We start from the raw sequence: 18,231 nt of genomic DNA, 5'->3' as shown, positions 1-18,231 counted from the left end.
CCTATTCTGGCCTGGATCTCCCTTGGGGATACCCCAGCCCGCTGAGGTGGGCTCTCGCCAACTCCAGTCGGCGGCGTCCTCTGTCCCAGGCCAGCAGCGCGTGGATCCCAAGCCAAAAGCCCGTCCACAGCCAGTTGTGCAACCAGATCTTGCCCAAGATGGGCAGGGTCAGGCCCTCTGTTCCGCCCAGCACCAGGCCGGCTGCCAAGATCAGCCCTTCAAAAGCAAGGAACCCTAGGATCAGCATGACCAGGATCCAAAGGTAATTGCGCAGCCATTGCCGAGGTTGGACAGGGTGGGGCTGGAAAAAGAGCGGGCGATAGCTGGCCAGCCACGCCACCCCCACCGTGCCGATCCCCAAGACCAACCCCCAAGCCAAAGAATCAGGGGTACGGGGATAGTTGTGCCAGGTGTAGCCAAAGATTTGGTTGGCCAGCCAAATCATCGAAGCGCTGACGATTGCCCTTTGGCGAGTTAACGTGGTGCCCGTGACGATGCCAACAGTTACAAAAGGCAGTGTACAGGTATAGGCAATGTTGCTAAGGCAGCCGATGGTGGTCAATAGGCTGGGCCAAAATCGACCTTGGGCTAGATCGCGGATGGCTTGGATCCAAATGACTTCCGGGATCCCGCGGCGGGTTTTGGGGATGGACTGGACAAGAGCTTGTAGGCTGACCATAGGCTAATCCCCAGGAAAAAGGTGAGCTTTTAAGGGACACTTGTTCAGCAGGTGCTCCTGGACAATTTGCCGCGCTACTGGGGGTGTGACTTGCTTGTACCAGGTGCGGTCACCAGAGTAGAAAACCACCGGCCCTTGTTGGCAGACTTCTAGGCATCCTGAGGTGATAACCGGAACATCCAGATTGGCCTCGCGCAGGGCCGATTGCAAAGCTTCCACCACCGGCTGATAGTGGCGAGAAGGATAGCAGCGGCTGGAACGGCAAACCGCCAAATAGGGCCGCTGGAGAGGGTTATCTGCGTAAGGGATCCGCTCTTTTCCCTCGACGTAAATGGCTCGCAGGCGTTCATAAAGGGAAAGCTGCTGATAGTCGGCTTTGCCTTCGGGCAGGTAGTCTTCTCCTGGCCCCAAAAAGGGACTGGGCAAAAAGATCTGCAGCAGCGATTCCTCTGCCCCGTTCCAAAACTGGATCCCCCATTGGCGAGGCTGGCCCTGCGGATTGAGGCGGCGATAGAGGGCGGCGCGGCCGACCAATCTTTTGCGGCGCAGCTCAGGAGGAGTTCTGCGGTAGGGGCCGCCCTGGTGTTCCTCCAAACACAGATGCAAATGCCAAGTTTCCGTGGCCACGGTCAAGTAGCCGTCGTAGAGCACACAGAGAGTAGGGGGATCCTTAAAGGCCGCTTCCAGGACGCCACCCTCCACCACCTGGCCCACTTGGATCTCGGCCCAGCGCTCCTGAAAGAGCTCATAGAGCAGCGGCCCAAGACAGTCGATGTGAGCCGGGATCCCTTCGTAAACGGTTGTCCAGCCGATGGGGGAAACCTCTTGCCAAGTTTGGTTTAGGGGTGTGACCCAGGGATTGAAAACAGCCATAGGTTGCTCCTATTGGATTGGCGGAATGCGGGCAATCACCCCCTTTTTGATGGGGCGCTCTGCCCAGGGCAGGATCCCATCGGGCTTTGCCAAATACAGCTCCGCCGTTTGCAAGATTGGCTCCACGTCTTTTGGATCGAGATCGCCAAAGACATAGGTCATCTTTCGGGGGGCTGCCAGCGCAACCACACAAGCGTGGCTGCAGCCGCTCATACAGGCAACTGGCTTCAGTTGCAGTTGGGGATTGAGCCTTTGGGATTGCAAGGCAGCTAGGAGCATTTCTCCCTTGCTGATCCCTTCTTTTTGGCCGTTGACCCAGCGAGATCCACAGGTGGTGCAAACCCAAAGGCAATGTTTAGACTCAGCTTGAGCCAAAGTTGTCGATGGAGAAATAGAGGGAAAGTTGGTCGCGCTCACCATAGAGTTGTATCCAAACTCAACTGCAAAGCAGACAATTCCACTAGGGCAGCTTGTTCTAGATAGTTAGCCAAAAACAGCCCGAGAGGATGCTAAAATTGCCCCCGCAAGCTCACCCTCAGCGTGCGGCCAACGCCGGGATAGCCGGGGAAAACTTCATACTGCTCATCCAGCAGGTTGTCGATCCCCAACTCTAGGCTCAGGGCCTCAGTCAACGGGATCCCTCCCCGCAAAGCCACGGTGGTATAGCCTGGCAGGGATTCCGTATTGGAGTTGTTGGTAAAAAAGCTCCCAATGTGATGGACCAAGATCAAGCCGTACCCGCCCTGCTCATAGCGATAGGTTAGGCCTAGGTTGAAGCTATCGGCTCCCACAAAGGCTAGCTGTTTGCCAACTGTGGCCGGGTTAAGTGCAGCGCGGATGATGGGATCATTGAGGGTGTAGTTGGCAAAAAGCGTCCAGTTTTCCCCCAAACGCAAATCCAAAGCCGCTTCCAGGCCGGTGTATTCGACCAGCCCAATATTCTCATAGGTTCCCTGGCGCGGCCCCAGGCTGACAAAGGTGATGCCATCGCGGATGCGGTTGTGGGCAAACGTTAGCCGCAGCAGGCCAAAATCTCCCAGGCTCTGATCCAAGCCAACGTCAAAGCTCTCCCCTCGCTCTGGGCGGAGATTGGGGTTGCCATCCACTTCAAAAAAGCCTCGCAGCCGAAAGAATAATTCCGAGATCAAGGGGGTGCGAAAGCTGCTGGCGTAGTTGGCTCTCAAGGTGGTGCCTTCCGCCACTGTCCAGCGGATCCCCACAGCCGGCGAGGTGGCCGAGCCATTGGCCAAACTGCTGAAGTCCTGGCGCATGCCCAGATCAAGGTGGAAGTTGGGATCCGGGCTGTAATCCAGGCGGGCAAACAGGGCGCCCTGGTTAACCGTATCGTCGTAGTTGATATTGGCAGAACCGTTGGCAAAGGAAAAAGTTGTATTGCGAGCTGAGATGGAGCGATAATCTACCCCCAAAGCTCCCTCTAGGTTTTCGCCGGCTTGCCAAGCATACTGCAGCTGGGATCCCCAGCCATTGCGCAGGATGACGTCGCGGGATCCCTGGCTTTGCGGAGCACTGAAACGGTAGTTGAGATCGTCAAAAAAGACTCTTGCCTGCAGGGATCCTGTTGCCTGAGTCCACAGCCAACTGAGATCCAGCAGCAGATCGTTGGTGTTTTGCTCTGCATCGGGAGAGGGAAATTCCACACTGCTGGGCACACGAAAGGCTTTATTGAGGTAGAGGGCGTTGGCTGTTAGGACTTGGTCTTTGGCCAGTTGCCAGGTAAGCTTGGCCTGCAAGTTGTGGTACTCCACCGCCGAGTTTTCCCGCTTGCCTGACTTGCCCAGCCGCTCAATTGCAAAGGGAAAGTCGTTGTTACTTTTCAGACGGCGATAGCTGAGCACCCAGCCCAGATCCTGGGCTTGGCCCCGACTTTGGATCCCTTGCTCATTGAGGCCGTAGCTGCCGACCGCCGCTTCCAGCACCGTCTCCGTTTCTGGCTGTGGCTCCACCGTAACGATGTTGATCACGCCGCCAACAGCATCCGAGCCATACAGAGTAGAGCCGCCACCGGGAGAGACTTCAATTCGCTCGACAATATCTGTGGTGAGTTGAGAGAGGTCAAACCCGCCAAAGAAGCCCAGATCGTTGAGGGGGCGGCCGTCCAAGAGCACCAACACCTGCGCCGTTCGCGCCCCTCGCATGAATTGAGAGCTAAGAGCTCCCAACTGAGTTCCCGCTGTGCCATCGCTGAGGATCCCAGGCAGATAGCGCAGGGCTTCTTGCACCGTCCTTGCCCCTTGCTCGCGCATCTGCTGGCGGGTGATGACATAGACTGGGCGCGAAGAGTCCCGCAGCAAGCCAGGGCGGCGAAACGGTGTGGTGACGGGTTGATTGAAAATCTCGGCACTAAGACTGGTGTCCAAGACCGCTTGCGCCCAGGCTGGGATCCCCAAACTCCAGCTCCCCAGCCCAAGGCTGAGACATACAACAATTACTTTCATCCGGTTTCTCCTGCTTCCGTGCGACGCGGAAGAGCTAAGCTGTGAGCCAAAGCCGCAGGCGGGCATCCTGACTGAGGGCCTTAGCCCATCACAGTTGCGGCACAGCGCCGGATTTGCACCGGACTTTCCCCATTGCTTGCCCTGGCTGATCCCCAGAGCAACCTGACGGCACGGCTTTCTCCGCAGTCCTTTTGGAAAAAGCCGTGCTAGGCATCATACATCCCCTGCTGGGGAGTTCCTATCCTGCCGGGGGGGATCCCTGGGCAGTGATATCAACGGAAGATCATCTCCGCCACTGCGTCAAAGCCGGCGTCCAACAGGCGATCCAGGACTGACTGGGCCTGGCTGCGGCTGTCGTAGAGGCCGGCCTGCAGCATCGTCCTGCCGTTGAACACGGTCTCCACCGCTTCGGGGACGAGCTGCCGCAGCCGCTGCAAGTCGTCGCTGCCCTTGGGGGTTACCAAGACGCGAAACTGGGTTGCCGCTCGCGTCAGCGGGACGGAGTCCTTGTCGGCAGCCTGAGCAGGAGGAGCTGGGGCCGAGCTTGAGGGTGCAGAGGAGGAGGTAGGAGGGTTTTCTCTGGCTTGGCGGCGGGCCGGCGGCGGCAGCAGGGTGGTGATGTCGGTAAGGGGAGCTGCAGAGGCCTGGCGGACAGGGGCGGCAGGAGCCGGCTCAACCGGCTGGGCAGGCGTGGTAGAGCCATCGGGGGTGAAGGGGACGGCAACAAACTCCTGGGGTTGCGTGCTTGACGGCTGGCTGGGGCCGCTGGGCAAAATACGCCCCCCCGAGCCCGCTGCAGGAGGGGGAAGGGGGGCCGTCGATTGCGGCACCGCCACCACCGGTAGGTTTGTGGAAGTTTCGGCTGGCTTGGCCACCGCCGGCTGGGGATCCCGGCTGGGAGCCGGGGGGGCGCTGGGCAGCGTCAAGCCGCCGGCAACAATGGGTGGTGGGGCGCTGCTGGGCAGGGCAGCAACCGTGGTTTGGCCCGCTAGATCCAGCTCCCCTTTGGTTTTGCCCGCCAGTTGGTTGCCGTTGGCGTTGAGGCGCAGGCCGCGGGTGGCGTTGTGGATGTCGTACTGGCCGTTGCCCTCAAAAATGTTGTTGCCGGGATCCGAGGCCGTGCCCAGATCGGGCTGGGCGGTGGTAATGGCAGTGAGGCCAGTCTCCAAGTTGCGGGCGATGAGATTGTTGCGCAAGATGGGCCGGGCGCTGCCGCCAACCACAATGCCGGTGCGGTTTTGCAGGATGCGGTTGTTGCGCACCATCGGCGCCGAGCGCTGGTCGATGGTGAGGCCAAAGCCGGTCTCTTGGAAGAGGTTGTTGACAATGGTGGGCTGGGAAGTACCCAAGACGGAGATGCCATTGGCCCCATTTTTGTAGAAGCGGTTGCCCTCTATCCAGGGGTTGGAAGCGCCGGCAAGGAAGATCCCGTCGTGGATGCTGCCCACAAAGCTGTTGTTGAGAATGCGGGGGGAAGCCGATTCTATCCAGAGGGCATAGCCGCGCCGACCCTGGTTGCGCAGGGTAACTCCGCGCACCTCTGAGCCGGTCTCGGCCAGCAGAGCAACATTTTGCCGGGCCAGGGTCGGGCTCATGTAGGTGCCGCCGCCATCGATCAGGTAGCCCTCCCCTAGGGTGGACTCGTCCCCGCGCAAGATAAGGCCAGCCTTGAGGCGGATGGGGAAGACTTCGCCGCTTTCTGCGCTGTAGATCCCCGGCAGCAGCTGGATGATGCTGCCCGCTGGCGCCCGTCCAATGGCATGGGTGATGGTCTTGAAGGGGTTGTTGCGGGATCCATCCCCTTGGGTATCGCTGCCGTTGGCGGCATCGACAAAAATGGCCGGGCGGTCGTCCGGCAGCGGTGGCGCCTGGGGCAGGGCCTGCTTCTCCAAAAGGCCAGTGTCCAGGGAAGTTTGCGCCCAACTGGGATCCCTTCCTGCCGCCAGCAGTAAGCTGGTGCTCAACAGCAGAGAGGCGGCCAGTCGTGCCAGGGTTGGGGAACCATGACGCTGCAACCACAAGTCAGGCAGGACTGCTGTAAATTGGTGTTCGCCGGATTTCTGCAGACGGATAAACGATAAGGAAGCGATCATAGGAGTCATCCTCACACCAGGCTGGGCCAGAGAAGGAAGGAGGGTCGAGGCTATCCTACCAAACCCGAGAGGCGGGATCCTGCCCTCTTCCCCAACTCCAAATACGGACTGACGCAGGCTTTTTTTGTAGATCCAACGCTACCCCTAGAGTATACCCTTGCCATGACCGAAGAAGCCCTTGCCCGCGAAGGCTCCTCCCAAGAGTTGCCGCTGGCTTCCCTCTCGTCTGGGCGCCCCCTGCTTAATCTGCTGCTGTTGGGGATCCCGGCAGGGCTGCTGGCGCTGGCGGGGTTGACGGGGCAGCCGGCCCTGGGCTGGGGGGCGGTGCTGGCTTGGCTGGGCTTGGCCGGCTGGTGGGGGCAGCCGCTCTGGGTGCAGATTGGGCGCGATCTCTGGCAGTGGCTAACCACGTGGCCCAGCCTGGGATGGGCGGCAGCAGCCCTCGGCTTGGCCGTGGCAGGAGCAGTGGTCTGGAGTGGGGTTCTCTCAACCCTGCGATCCCTGAGCTGGGAGGCGATTGGGGCTTTGGGGGAGGTGTTCGGCGCTACCGGGCAGATCTTCATCGCTCTCCTGGCCGCCTATATTGCCTGGCGGCAGTACGTTATCTCCCGCGACCTCACCATCCAGCAGAACACCATTACCCAGCAGCAGACCATCGACGCCTACTTCGAGGGCATCTCCAACCTGGTTCTCTCCCCTGATGGGCAGTTGGACGACTGGCCCCTGGAGCGGGCCATCGCTGCCGGGCGCACGGCGGCGCTCCTCAACGGCGTGGATCGCTTCGGCAAAGCCAAGATTCTGCGCTTCCTCTCCACCGCCAACTTGCTCAGCCCCCTGCGCCGCGACGAACACCTGGGCCGGCCCATTTTGGACGGCAAAGGCGGCTACCAGCGGGATCGCCTCAACGGGATCCGCGTGGTTAACCTGGGCACCATGCTGGAAGGGGCCGACCTGCATGGCACCCTGTTGCGGGGGGTGGATTTCAGTGAAGCCAGCCTGGAAAGAGCCAACCTGCAGGATTGCGACCTCAGCCACACCAACCTCTGCGGGGCCAACCTGCGCAATGCCGACCTGCGCGGGGCCGATCTCTACCGCGCCCTCTTGTTTGTGGGATCCCTGCAGACCGCTTCCCCGGCCCAGCCAGGACAAAAGCCCGATTTCAAAACGGGAGCCTATGCCGGCGCCATCGTGGCCGGCGCGGACTTCCGCCGGGTGCGTCGCCTTTCCCCCGAACAAAGAGCCTACCTGGCCACCTGGGGGGCCAAACTGGATCCCGACCCTTCGCCCCCCAATTCCCGCTTGGATCCCGGCGGCAAAAGCGAGCCCTTACCCCCTCCCGCCGAACCGCCAGCCTCCCTACGGCCCTGATCCAGAGCCAATGGCCAGCTCCCCTCTCCCTCTGGGAGAGGGGCCGGGGGTGAGGGAATGCTCCCTCTGGGAGAGGGGCCGGGGGTGAGGGAATGCTCCCTCTGGGAGAGGGATCGGGGGTGAGGGCCTGCCAGCGAACCGTTCACGCTAGCTTGAAATAGCCCTAATCCCTCAACTTTTGCCCATGGCCCGCTTGTTCACCAAGTTCTGGCTGCTGGAGCGCTACCTCTTTGGACAGATGCTCACCCCCCTTTTGGCCGGTATAGCTGGGGGAACCCTGCTGCTTTTGGCGGGCCGGCTCTTTACCCTGGCCGAGCGGCTGGTCGAGGGATCCGTACCGCCCCTGACGGTGTTGCGGCTCTTGATGTTGGATCTGCCGGAGATGGTGGTGCTGGGCATGCCCATCGCTGCTTTTTTTGCCACCATGCTCACCTTGGGCAAGCTGAGCGGCAACAGCGAGATTACCGCCATGCGGGCAGCCGGGATCCCGTTTACGCGCATCTTTCGTCCCCTGTTGCTGGTGGGGCTGCTCATGAGCCTGAGCGCTTTTTTGATCAGCAACGTGCTCTTGCCGGCCAGCAAACGGGAAATCCGCCGCATTGACCAGCAGGCGCTCCTGGCCCAGGCTACAAGCCCGGTGCAATACGACGTCTTTTTCAAGACCGCTCGCGTTGGCGGGACGGAGTCCTTAGACAACCTCTGGTTTTTCATCCGCCAGGTGGATCCGCGGCTAAATACCATGCAGGATGTCACCATCTTGCAGGTGGATCCCTTGCCGGGGGGCAAGTACCAGTTGGCGGAAGTGACGCTGGCGGCCCAGGCGGTGTGGAATGGCCTGGACTGGACCCTCAGCGAAGGAGTGACCCACCGCTACGGCCCCGATGGTCTCAGCCTGGCCGAAGAGCCCTTCGACCGCAAGCCGCTGGCGGTCTCCCAAGATCTGGCCGCCCTGTTGCAGCCGCCAGTTCCCCCCAACGAGCTCAGCCTACCGGAGCTGGCGGAGCGCATCTCCCGCCTGGCCCGCTCCAACCTCAATACCCAGCCCTTGCGCACCGAGTTCCACATGCGCTTTTCCCTGCCCCTGGCCAGCTTTTTTGCCGTGCTGATTTCCCTTCCCCTGGGATCCAGCACCGCTCGCCGTGTGGGCCGCTATGGCGGCGTCGTCTTCGGGATCCTGTTGGTGTTTGCCTACTACGTGGTGCTGAGCGTATCTCGCAGCCTGGGAGAAGCAGGAGCCCTTCCTCCCTGGGCAGCAGCCTGGAGCTTCAACCTCCTCTTCGGCAGCCTTGGCCTGCTGCTGTTGGCCCGCTTCCTGCGCTAGGGATCCCTTCCGGGCGGAGCAACCCCCAACCTAGCCAGGGATCCACCAGATCCCCTCAACAGAATTTCCGTCCCCTTGCGGGGAAAAGGTAGGGATTTTGGCCGGTCTGCGCAGGCCAGGGATCCCATCCCAGCGCCGGTCTGTCTAGACTGGAGAACAGCCCTGTGGGGATCCCTATGCGCATTGGCGTGCCCAAAGAGATCAAAGAGCAGGAGTTTCGCGTCGGCCTGACGCCGGCGGCGGTGCGGGCCTTGACTGAGCAGGGGCACCAGGTGTGGGTGGAGACCCAAGCCGGCCAGGGGGCGGGCTTTAGCGACGAAGACTACCAAAAAGCGGGGGCCAAGCTGGCCGCCACGCCGGAGGAGATCTACCGGCAGCAGTTGGTGGTGAAGGTCAAAGAGCCCCTGCCCGCCGAGTATCCCTTGCTCCATCCGGATCTCATCCTGTTTACCTACTTGCACCTGGCGGCCAGCCGCGAGCTGACCCAGGCCCTGCTGCGTTCGGGGGCCACCTGCCTGGCCTACGAGACGGTGGAGCTGCCCGACGGATCCCTGCCCCTCTTGATGCCCATGAGCATGATTGCCGGGCGGCTGTCGGTGCAATTTGGCGCCCACCACCTCACCCGTCAGCAGGGGGGGCGAGGCGTGTTGCTGGGCGGGATCCCAGGGGTGCCGCCGGGGCGGGTGGTGATCCTGGGCGGGGGCACGGTGGGTACGGAGGCGGCCAAGATGGCCGTCGGGCTGGGGGCGCGGGTGCAGATTCTGGACATCAACCTGCAGCGCCTCAACGAGCTGGAGCTGATCTTCGGGTCGCGGGTGGAGCTGCTCTACAGCACCGCCCAGAGCATCGAGGAGTGCGTCCGCGAGGCCGACCTGGTGGTGGGAGCAGTGTTGGTGCCGGGCAGCCGCGCCCCGGTTTTGGTGAAGGAAGAGCTGGTGGCCCAGATGCGGCCCCGCTCTTTGATCGTGGATGTGGCCGTGGATCAGGGGGGGTGCATCGCCACCACCAAGGTCACCACCCATGCCCAGCCGGTTTACGAAGCCCACGGAGTCTTGCACTACGGGGTTCCCAACATGCCGGGGGCCGTCCCCTGGACTTCGACCCAGGCGCTGGTCAACGCCACCCTCCCCTACGTCCTCAAGTTGGCCAACCTTGGCTTGAGCGCCGCCCTGGAGCAGGATCCGGGCCTGGCCAAGGGGCTCAACATCCGGGGCGGAAAGCTCATCCACCCGGCGGTGCGGGCCACCTTTCCCGACTTGAGCTAGCTTGGGCCAGCTTTCCCGTCGGGATCCCTCCCGCTACTGCCGCCAGGCCAAGAGGTAGCGCTCCAGAGCGGCGAAAAAAGAGTAGAGCAGAACACCCATGAGGCCGAGGGCAACCAAGCCGGCAAAGGCCAAGGGCACATCAAAAGAAGAGCTGGCGGACACAATCAGGTAGCCCAGCCCGCGGTTAGAGGCCACCGTCTCCGCGATCACCGCGCCGACAAAGGCCAGCGAAATGGCCACCTTCAGCGAGGCAAACAGATAGGGCAAGCTGTGGGGAAGCCCCACCTTGAGGAAGATTTCCCAACCGCTGGCCCCCAGGGAGCGCAGCACATCGCGCATTTCTGGCTCCACCGTCTCCAGGCCCACCGCCACATTCACGGCAATGGGGAAAAAGGCCAGCAAAAAAGCTGTAATCACCGCCGGGATCATGCCCAGGCCAAACCAAATCGCCAGCAGCGGCACCAGGGCCACCTTGGGGATGGTATTAAACCCCACCAGCAGTGGGTACAGACACAGATGGGCCAGGCGGGAGCTGCCGATAAGGGATCCCAGCAAGATCCCGCCCACCAAAGCCAGCCCAAAAGCCAGCAGGGTTGAGCTGAGGGTAAACAGCGAGTGCCCCAGGATCACCTCGTCCCACTCCTGCATCGACTGCCAGATCGCGCTGGGCGCAGGCAAAACAAAGCGGGGAACCTGCAACAGCCGCACCCCTGCCTCCCAAAGGCCAAGGGTCAGCAGCAGGGTGACCACCGGCAGGAGCAGCGAGGCCGCTTTCGTCTGGAGAAATCGGTCAAAGGAGTTCTTCATCTGGGTTGCGCGGCGATCTATCGAGAAAACTTTGGTTAGCTGCTGCGCCGTTCGCGTCAGCGGGACGGAGTCCTTATGTGCTTGCGCACTTCCGCAACCAAGTGGTGAAACTCGTCCGTCAGGCAGATCTCCAACGGGCGCGGGCGGGGCAGATCCACCTTGAGGGTAAAGACAATCTCGCTAGGCCGCGACCCCATGACATAAATGGTATCGGAGAGGAAAACCGCCTCCCGCAGATCGTGAGTGATGAGAATAGTCGTGCAGCCGGTGCGCAGCCACAGCCGCTGCAACATCTCCCACATCTCCTCGCGGGTGAAGGCATCCAGGGCGGCAAAGGGCTCATCCAGCAACAACAGCTCCGGCTGGTGGATCAAAGCTCGACAGAGGGCAACCCGCTGCCGCATCCCTCCGGAAAGCTGCCAAGGATAGGCTTTTTGGAAACCATCCAAGCCCACGGCGGCCAACAGCTCCAGCGCCGACTTTTTGTGCTGAGCCAGGTTTTGCCGGAAGGTGCGCTTGTAGGGCTCTACCACTTCCAGAGGCAGCAACACGTTCTGTAAGGTAGTGCGCCAGGGCAGCAGCACCGGATTTTGGAAGGCCATGCCCACCCTCTTGAGGGGGCCGGTGACGGGCTGCAACCGAAAGTAAAGGGTGCCGCCGTGGTTGGTGTTGAGGCCGGCTATCATCTTCAACAGAGACGTCTTGCCGCAGCCGCTCGGCCCCACAATCGAGACAAACTCCGAGTGGGCCACCGAAAAGCTGAGGTCGCGGATGATCGTGACCGGGGATCCCTTGCCGGGGTACTGCAGGGAGACGTGGCGCAGCTCCAGGATAGGCTTGTCCAAGAGCCCAAGAGAGACACTGCTCTGGGCCACCTGCTGCGACTCCAACATCGACTCAACTCCGGTGGTTTTCACGGCCAGCCTCCTTCCCATTACACCAGAGAGGAGAGCAACCAACTGTATTGCCCAATACTCTGCCGGCCAGCGGCGAGGCCGGTTCTTCGGGGCTGTCGCCTACTGGTGCTCGAAGACGTTGCTATATCCCAGCAGATCCAGCTCCACCAAGGTGGGCAGGTGTTGAAAACAGCGCTGCGCCAGCTCCCAGCGCTCCTCCCGCTGCAACATCTGGGCCAACTTGTGGCGCACCGGGATCAAATAGCGGACATCGTTGGCCGCATAGTCCAACTGCTCCGGCGAGAGGGACTGGACAGCTCCCCAGTCGGAGCTTTGGGCGGCTTTGTTTAGCTCCACCCCGCACAGCTCGCTCACCACGTCCTTCAGGCTGTGCTTACTGGTGTAGGTGCGGGCCAGCTTGCTGGCTACCTTGGTGCAAAAGACTGGCCAGGCCTGGATCCCCAGGTGGTAGCGCAGCATGGCCAAGTCAAAACGGGCGTAGTGGAAGATCTTTTCGATGTTGGGATCCGTCAGCAGCCGCGCCAAACGGGGGGCCTGCTTCACGCCGCGGCTGAGCCGCAGCAGCACCACCTCGCCGGCAGCGTTAGCTATTTGCACGACGCAGAGCCTGTCCCGCTGCGGGATCAAGCCCATCGTTTCGGTATCCACGGCCAACTGGGATTCGCCGGCCAATGCCTCCACAACCTCTAGAGCGAGATCTTCATCACAAAGCTGAAAAGGCTGCAGGCCCACGCCGGCTCCCTCAAAAGAATGGTTTGGCTGTAGAACCAAGCAACGGCGGCTTAGGCAAACTACCAGCTCGACTTGACCACGCCCGGCAGCAGGCCGCGGTGGGCCATTTCCCGCAAGCTGTTGCGGCAGAGCCCGAAATCCCGGAAATAGCCGCGGGGACGCCCGGTTTTCCAGCAGCGGTTGCGCAGGCGGGTGGGCGAGCTGGCCCGAGGGAGTTTTTGCAGTTGAGCATGCAGCTCCATGCGGGTGACCTGGTCGATGTTGGGATCGGCCATGGCCGCCTTTAGTTGTTGGCGCTTCTCCCGATATTTTTCGACCAAGCGCTGGCGCTTTTTCTCCCGCTCGATCATGCTCTTTTTAGCCACGGCTCACCTGTTTCTCCCAATTTTTCAGCTTATCCAGAATAGCGAGAAGCCCTCCCCTCAGGCAAGGGGATCCCAGAGCCGGCCATCCTCGCCGCTCCCCTTGCTTGGGCTCCGTAGGATCCCTGAGGCCAGCCTCTTGGCTTGGGGGCAATCTCTTTCTGTAGGCAAGGTTGGTGGTGGGTGATGACCCTTTCCAAAGTGATCTCGTTTGTCGCCGCCAAGTTCAAGGTTTCCCCAGAGCAGATCGAGGCCACCCGCGTGATCCTCCACAAGCCCCCGGCTTTGTTGGCGGTGCTCAAGTCGGCTCCGCCGCTGCCCAAAGAGGTTTTGCAGGATCCCAGCTTGGCCTATATCTATCCGGCCACTTTTATTCAGTGGTCGAAGTGCATGCATGGCCTGGCGGAATGGGATGATGTGCCCGCCCTGAGCTACGCCGACTATGTGGCGCAGATGGAGCTGACCTTCCTGCCGACGGATATTGCTGTCGAGGCCGCCAACAGGGACTAGCGCAGGCGAAAAACCCGTTCTGAGGCCTGGCGGACAAACTCCTTGAGCCAGCCCGCTTTTTGGGTGCTCTCCACCTGGGCCCTGACCACCGCCTGCATCCCCCCTTCCCCCCAGCTTTGGTTGCGCTGGAAATACTCGATGAAGCTTTTGCCGGCAATGCGGGTGAGATAGCCGGCGCTGGCCGCCTGGATGGGGGCTGTCGCCAAAAAACCGACCACGCTCACCTCAGCCACCGTAGCCAGGAGCCCGGTGGTCAGTTGGATCGCCCCTTCCACCAGCCCCAGGCCGGCCAGGGTCTTGGCCAGGGACAGGGCCAGTTCCCGCCCCTGCTGCAGGTTCATCTGGCAGCCGTAGAGGGATCCCAGCTCCACCACCATCTGGGCGTTGATGGCGGCAATGGCCAGCAGATCCAGCGCCGGGATGGGGTTGGCAAAGACCACGCCGGTCACGATCCACTGAAAGCGATCGATCACCTCCTCCGCCTGGCGGCGCAACTGCGCCTGGATGATCCGCTTGGCCTCTTCCCCCAACTGCTGCGATTGCAGCAGGGCATTGTCCAAGGCCAGGGATCCCCCTTCGGCGTAGAGCACCGCCTGGACGCGATCCCGCACCGCCGCCACCTCGGGCTCCGGTTGCCAGGTTTGGGATCCCAGCCGCACGGGGGCCGGGTCAGCAGCAGCCAGCAGCACATCTTCCGGTTGGATCAGGGGGTAAACCCGTTCCCGCAGGCGCTGCAAGAGGAGCTGCCGTTCTTCCGAGGTGTAACGGTCGATTTTGTTGAGCACCAGCAGAGCCCGCTTGCCCAGGGCGATCAACCGGCGCAAGGGATCCACCTCCGACTGGCGCAGATCCCCATCCACCACCACCAACAGCAGCTCGGCGGCCTGGGCCTGCGCCTGCGCCTCCTCTTCCCGCATCGCCCCTGCCGGCCCGATCTCCAAAATGCCCGGGCAGTCCACGATCTGCACCGGGTGGGGGATCCCGGGCAAGTCCCAGTCGTAAACCGCCACCGTCTGCGTGGTGCCCAGCGTTGCCCCCACCGCCCCCACCCGCCGCCCCAGCAGCGCGTTCACCAGCGAGGTTTTGCCCGCCGATCCGGTGCCGAAGACCACCACCTGCAGTTGGGGCCGGGCCAACTGTTGGGCCAGCCGAGCCGACCGCTCCGCCAGCGCCGCCCGCGCCACCTGATCCTGGATCTGCGCCATCTGAGCTTCTAGTTGCGCCAGGTTGCGCCGGGCTGCCTCCCACTTCTCGGCAGGGGTCTCCGGGGGGGCCGGCCTGGGAAGCCTCTCGGTTTTAGGGGCGGGGCGGAACAGAAACAAGTAGTAGATGGAAGCGGCCAAAAACACCAGCAGCAGCAACACCAGCACCCCGATCAACAGCCCCCCCAAAATCGGGTGGTAGCGGGTGGCGTAGTACAGATCCAAAAACGATTGGATCAGCCAGACAATCAAGCCCGTGAATGAGGCCAGCAGCGCCAACAGCAGCAGCAAGCGCAGATAGGGAACCGATCGCATAGGGATCCAGGGCCACAACCGTTCGCGTCAGCGGAACGGAGTCCTTTTGACTCTAGCCGTGGCTGATCCTGTCCGGCTACCTAGATCTCACCCTCAGCCTGTAGGGGCGGCTCTTCCCCTTCACACCGGGATCCCCCCTCGATGACCCGAATGGCCTGCGGATCCCCATCCACCTTCACCTGCAGATGGCGCAACTGCCAGGCTGTTCGCGTCAGCGGGACGGAGTCCTTACCGGCCACCCCCCGCTCCGACTCCACAGCCACCTCGCCGGTGCGCCGGGATCCCGTGATCAAAAAGGACAGACAGGCCCAGCCGGCTTGCTCATCCTCCTGAAAGCGCAGCCGCGAGGGCCAGCCCGGACGCAGGGGATCCCCTAGCTGCTCCACCACCACCGCATTCTGTTCGAGCTGCTCCACCGCCAACTGGTAGGTGCGATAGGCTCCCGAAGCGCGGATCCCATTCCAGACCAGGATCCCTGCCCCCACCAGCCCCAAGCCCAGCACCGCCAGCAGACCCAGACAACCACAGCCGCAGCAGCCCAGCGGGACAGCACAGCCAACTTGTTGGGGACTTTCCGACATGGCCAACCGCCACCGCAGAGTGCCCCTACACTAACACAAAGTTGCCGCTCATCCTGGTTGCCTTCCTGTCCCACAAAGCCCAGATAAAAGGCCAATCAAGCCTACGCCATTTGTCGGTAACGAGCGACGCTTCCCAGTTCCGTATTGCTACAGACATCTGTTTGTAGCTTCAAACAACAGCTCGGAAAATCATGGAATCGGCCACTCTTTGGCAAGTTCAAGCAACCCATTGTTGAGTCTAATTCCGCACTGCAGCGAAGGTTGGATCCCTACGTATCAAGTTGCTGGCTTTGCTCCCGATTAGCCGAGAAAAGCTTGCACCACAAAGATTCTAGGCTTTTTCCTCGGATGGGATCTGGTCGCATCAGCGGGACGGAGCCCTTATGAATCAGCAGTCAATGAACACCTCGAAAGCCCCCATTCTCGAATCCGCTATTTGGCGGAGTCAATATCAGAGGGATTTGTCGAGAATAAGAGCAGCAAAAAATCTCGATTTAGCAGCATGAATCTATGAATGAAGCGACAACCATGACCGTGCAGCAGATCATTCAAACCGCTATGATCACCGGTCTGCTCACCGCTGCTCAGGAACACGAGCTCAACGTGAGGCTGTTCCGAGATGAGTGCTCCGAGGCCGACCTCTTCCTGCTGCGCCGCCTGCACCGCTGCCTACGCCAGGGATCCATCCGCCAGATCCCGGCCTTGCACAACACCATAGTCGTTGGCCGCTTCGGCCCACCCCTGCGCCCGGTGCCGGACAGAGCCGAGGACGCACAGCCCCAAGCTTCTGGGCCGAAGCTGGTGCCTCAGCCTAACCCCAAGGTCAGCTAGAAACCGCAGGAACCCCGCCTTGTACCCGTAGGGTCAGGGTCGAGAGGAATGCGGATAAAGACTTCATAAGCTGGGCTCAAAAGGTTCGCGATCTATTTTCCAGCCGTTCGAGCATAGCGGGGTCGGGATCCAGCTTCAGGGAGTAGAGGCCGTAGCAGGCCAGCAGCCAATTGAGCAGACGGGCCACCACGCGGGCGGTTGGCCGCGTCGCCGATCCCACCGCCACCCCTCCCAGGGAAAGGCCGACCACCGGGCGAGCGGCGAAGATGGCCTCACAGGTTTGTAACAGTCGCAACCAGCCCAGCCCCCCCGGCTCTGGGTAATGCACCGCCGGCGCCAGAGAGGGATCCAGCACACTGCAGTCCACCACCAAAAACACCGGCTGCTCCGGCAAAGCCTCCACCACCTGCTGCGGATCCCAGCCATCCTGGGCCCAGAAGATCGGGCTGGAGTGTTTTTTGAGCCAGGCGTAGGCGCGGGCACTGCCGCTGCGCAGCCCTACATGCACCACCGGCAGCTTGTGCTGGTAGAGCCGCTCCACCCAAGCGGCGTTGCCATAGCCCATATCTTGCTCCGGCTGGGTCATCTCTGCGGGAGGCATCAGGTTGGCATGGGCACTGCAATGCACCACACTCAGGGCCGGGTGGTGCTTCCAAAGGGCACGAATGGCCCCCCAACTGGCCGCCAAGACCGAAGGCAACAACACCGGCCACTGTTGTCGTCGCCAAGCCTGCGTCACTGCCGCCTCACACATGCCGTAGGGCGGCTCATCCACCAGCCCCGGCAACTGCGCCACCGCCAGCTTATCCACATCGATCCCCAACCTAGGCTCGAAGGCACACAGTTCGGCGCCAGCGTTGAGAATGGCCAGCGGCGCCTGCGTATCGTGGCCAAAAGCAGTGGGGATGAGAATGACCCTGGCGTTGGATTGCGAACTGGGATGGAGGGACCACTGGGCCATGGACGTCGTTCCTGTTGCAAAGGTAGAGCTCTGCGGCCTGCTTCTATAGTGGCTCACAGGGTAAGCCGGGATCCGCCCGCGCCGGATCTGGATCTGCTACGAAAAATTACAGTTCGCCGGCAGATCTGGGGTCAAAAATTGGGCCGATGGTAGATTCAAAGTGCTCCGCGCCGCAACTCCAAGCGCGGCCCGACAACGCAAACAACAACGAGAAGGTAGGCTATGGCTGTGATGGAAGGCGATCCCCGTCAGGGGGCGAAGCTGCCTCTGTTTGGCGGATCCACCGGAGGGCTGTTGAGCGCAGCCGAAACCGAAGAAAAATACGTGATCACCTGGACGGGCAAGCCGGGGCAGGTGTTTGAAATGCCCACCGGCGGCGCTGCCGAGATGGTGGAGGGCAAAAACTATCTCACCTTCGCCCGCAAGGAGCAGTGCTTGGCTCTCGGCGCCCAGTTGATCTCGGAGTTCAAGATCAAGGACTACCAGATCTTCCGCATCCCGGCGGGTGGACAGCCGGAGCTGGTGCATCCCAAAGATGGCGTCTTTCCCGAGAAGGTCAACGAGGGGCGCCAGCCCGTCGGCAAGGTGGATCACAACATCGGCAAGAACAAAGAGCCGGTTACCTACAAATTCACCGACGGGAAGCCCTGGGACTAATTCCGGCGGCCTTTGTCTTTCTGTCTTGTCGGATCCCCTGGCCAGCTCAGGGGATCTTTAATTTATTCGTCTCCGCTGGCAACCGGTTTGAAAGGGTTCGGCGCTGTTAGCCCTCACCCCCGGCCCCTCTCCCCGAGGGAGAGAGGAGGCGGAAGGTCATGTTGGGAAGAGTCGGATCTTTTGTCGGGCTGCCTTTGGCCAAAAAAGCTCCAGCAAAGCTGGAGCTGTACCTGCACAACCCGGGATCCCTGACAGGGCCTGGGCAAGCCTACTTGGCAACCGCCGCGAAGAACTCCTTGGA

The 18,231-nt window shown here is 61.6% G+C and carries 18 protein-coding genes and 1 riboswitch; of the genes, 6 read left to right on the top strand and 12 right to left on the bottom strand.

Going from position 1 to position 18,231, the window contains the following annotated elements; translation table 11 throughout:
• Position 1 precedes the first annotated feature (1 nt).
• The 5 genes from NW853_RS13920 to NW853_RS13900 form a co-directional block, all read right to left on the bottom strand.
• Entirely contained in the window at positions 2-679 is a 678-nt protein-coding gene (locus NW853_RS13920) for a hypothetical protein (protein WP_414349324.1), read from the bottom strand.
• 3 nt (positions 680-682) lie between these two features.
• Positions 683-1,552 carry a (2Fe-2S) ferredoxin domain-containing protein gene (locus tag NW853_RS13915; protein WP_414349323.1) on the bottom strand — a complete coding sequence of 290 codons (870 nt, stop codon included), beginning with the start codon at positions 1,550-1,552 and terminating at the stop codon, positions 683-685.
• Between the two features lie 9 nt (positions 1,553-1,561).
• Complete coding sequence (locus tag NW853_RS13910; RefSeq protein WP_414349322.1) at positions 1,562-1,972, bottom strand: DUF1636 domain-containing protein; 411 nt, start codon at positions 1,970-1,972, stop codon at positions 1,562-1,564.
• Positions 1,973-2,061: 89 nt separating this feature from the next.
• Positions 2,062-4,008, bottom strand: a complete 1,947-nt coding sequence (locus tag NW853_RS13905; RefSeq protein WP_414349320.1) for a TonB-dependent receptor plug domain-containing protein — start codon at positions 4,006-4,008, stop codon at positions 2,062-2,064.
• A 39-nt stretch (positions 4,009-4,047) separates the two neighbouring features.
• Positions 4,048-4,189, bottom strand: a riboswitch (cobalamin riboswitch).
• Positions 4,190-4,280: 91 nt separating this feature from the next.
• Complete coding sequence (locus NW853_RS13900; protein WP_414349319.1) at positions 4,281-6,101, bottom strand: DUF1565 domain-containing protein; 1,821 nt, start codon at positions 6,099-6,101, stop codon at positions 4,281-4,283.
• 162 nt (positions 6,102-6,263) lie between these two features.
• On the opposite strand from NW853_RS13900, the gene NW853_RS13895 reads away from it, so the two are divergent.
• From NW853_RS13895 to ald, 3 genes are all read left to right on the top strand, one after another.
• Positions 6,264-7,469: a pentapeptide repeat-containing protein gene (locus tag NW853_RS13895; protein WP_414349318.1), complete on the top strand. Its 1,206-nt coding sequence runs from the start codon at positions 6,264-6,266 to the stop codon at positions 7,467-7,469.
• Positions 7,470-7,653: 184 nt separating this feature from the next.
• Positions 7,654-8,790, top strand: coding sequence for an LptF/LptG family permease (locus NW853_RS13890; RefSeq protein WP_414334378.1), 1,137 nt, complete (start codon positions 7,654-7,656; stop codon positions 8,788-8,790).
• 176 nt (positions 8,791-8,966) lie between these two features.
• The gene (gene ald, locus NW853_RS13885) at positions 8,967-10,055 is read left to right on the top strand and encodes an alanine dehydrogenase (protein ID WP_414349317.1); all 1,089 of its coding nucleotides are present in this window, start codon (positions 8,967-8,969) and stop codon (positions 10,053-10,055) included.
• A 33-nt stretch (positions 10,056-10,088) separates the two neighbouring features.
• Here ald and NW853_RS13880 read toward each other — a convergent pair whose 3' ends face one another.
• From NW853_RS13880 to rpsN, 4 genes are all read right to left on the bottom strand, one after another.
• A complete protein-coding gene (locus NW853_RS13880) occupies positions 10,089-10,862 on the bottom strand; it encodes an ABC transporter permease (RefSeq protein ID WP_414338052.1) in 774 nt (257 codons plus the stop codon).
• 56 nt (positions 10,863-10,918) lie between these two features.
• A complete protein-coding gene (locus tag NW853_RS13875; protein WP_414334383.1) occupies positions 10,919-11,779 on the bottom strand; it encodes an ABC transporter ATP-binding protein in 861 nt (286 codons plus the stop codon).
• A gap of 99 nt (positions 11,780-11,878) precedes the next feature.
• Positions 11,879-12,511, bottom strand: a complete 633-nt coding sequence (locus NW853_RS13870; protein WP_414334385.1) for a ribonuclease D — start codon at positions 12,509-12,511, stop codon at positions 11,879-11,881.
• A 59-nt stretch (positions 12,512-12,570) separates the two neighbouring features.
• The gene (gene rpsN / locus NW853_RS13865; RefSeq protein ID WP_414334387.1) at positions 12,571-12,876 is read right to left on the bottom strand and encodes a 30S ribosomal protein S14; all 306 of its coding nucleotides are present in this window, start codon (positions 12,874-12,876) and stop codon (positions 12,571-12,573) included.
• A gap of 183 nt (positions 12,877-13,059) precedes the next feature.
• Between rpsN and NW853_RS13860 the strand changes: the two genes are divergently transcribed.
• Entirely contained in the window at positions 13,060-13,383 is a 324-nt protein-coding gene (locus NW853_RS13860) for a hypothetical protein (RefSeq protein WP_414334389.1), read from the top strand.
• Here the strand turns inward: NW853_RS13860 and NW853_RS13855 are convergent.
• A complete protein-coding gene (locus tag NW853_RS13855) occupies positions 13,380-14,900 on the bottom strand; it encodes a YcjF family protein (protein ID WP_414349316.1) in 1,521 nt (506 codons plus the stop codon). The two genes, NW853_RS13860 and NW853_RS13855, sit on opposite strands and share 4 nt — an antisense overlap.
• 80 nt (positions 14,901-14,980) lie before the next feature.
• Positions 14,981-15,481, bottom strand: coding sequence for a cytochrome c oxidase assembly factor Coa1 family protein (locus tag NW853_RS13850; protein ID WP_414349315.1), 501 nt, complete (start codon positions 15,479-15,481; stop codon positions 14,981-14,983).
• 510 nt (positions 15,482-15,991) lie between these two features.
• Here NW853_RS13850 and NW853_RS13845 point away from each other — a divergent pair.
• A complete protein-coding gene (locus tag NW853_RS13845; RefSeq protein WP_414334394.1) occupies positions 15,992-16,312 on the top strand; it encodes a hypothetical protein in 321 nt (106 codons plus the stop codon).
• Between the two features lie 76 nt (positions 16,313-16,388).
• Here the strand turns inward: NW853_RS13845 and NW853_RS13840 are convergent, their stop codons facing one another.
• Positions 16,389-17,273, bottom strand: coding sequence for an arginase family protein (locus tag NW853_RS13840; RefSeq protein ID WP_414334396.1), 885 nt, complete (start codon positions 17,271-17,273; stop codon positions 16,389-16,391).
• Positions 17,274-17,495: 222 nt separating this feature from the next.
• Between NW853_RS13840 and NW853_RS13835 the strand changes: the two genes are divergently transcribed.
• Complete coding sequence (locus NW853_RS13835; RefSeq protein ID WP_414334398.1) at positions 17,496-17,930, top strand: photosystem I reaction center subunit II PsaD; 435 nt, start codon at positions 17,496-17,498, stop codon at positions 17,928-17,930.
• Positions 17,931-18,231 lie beyond the last annotated feature (301 nt).

The sequence above is a fragment of the Synechococcus sp. H55.11 genome (genome assembly GCF_047462475.1).
In the GTDB taxonomy this organism is placed as follows: Bacteria; Cyanobacteriota; Cyanobacteriia; order Thermostichales; family Thermostichaceae; genus Thermostichus.
Note: the sequence above shows the minus strand (reverse complement) of the source record. Positions and strands in the feature narration are given on the sequence as shown.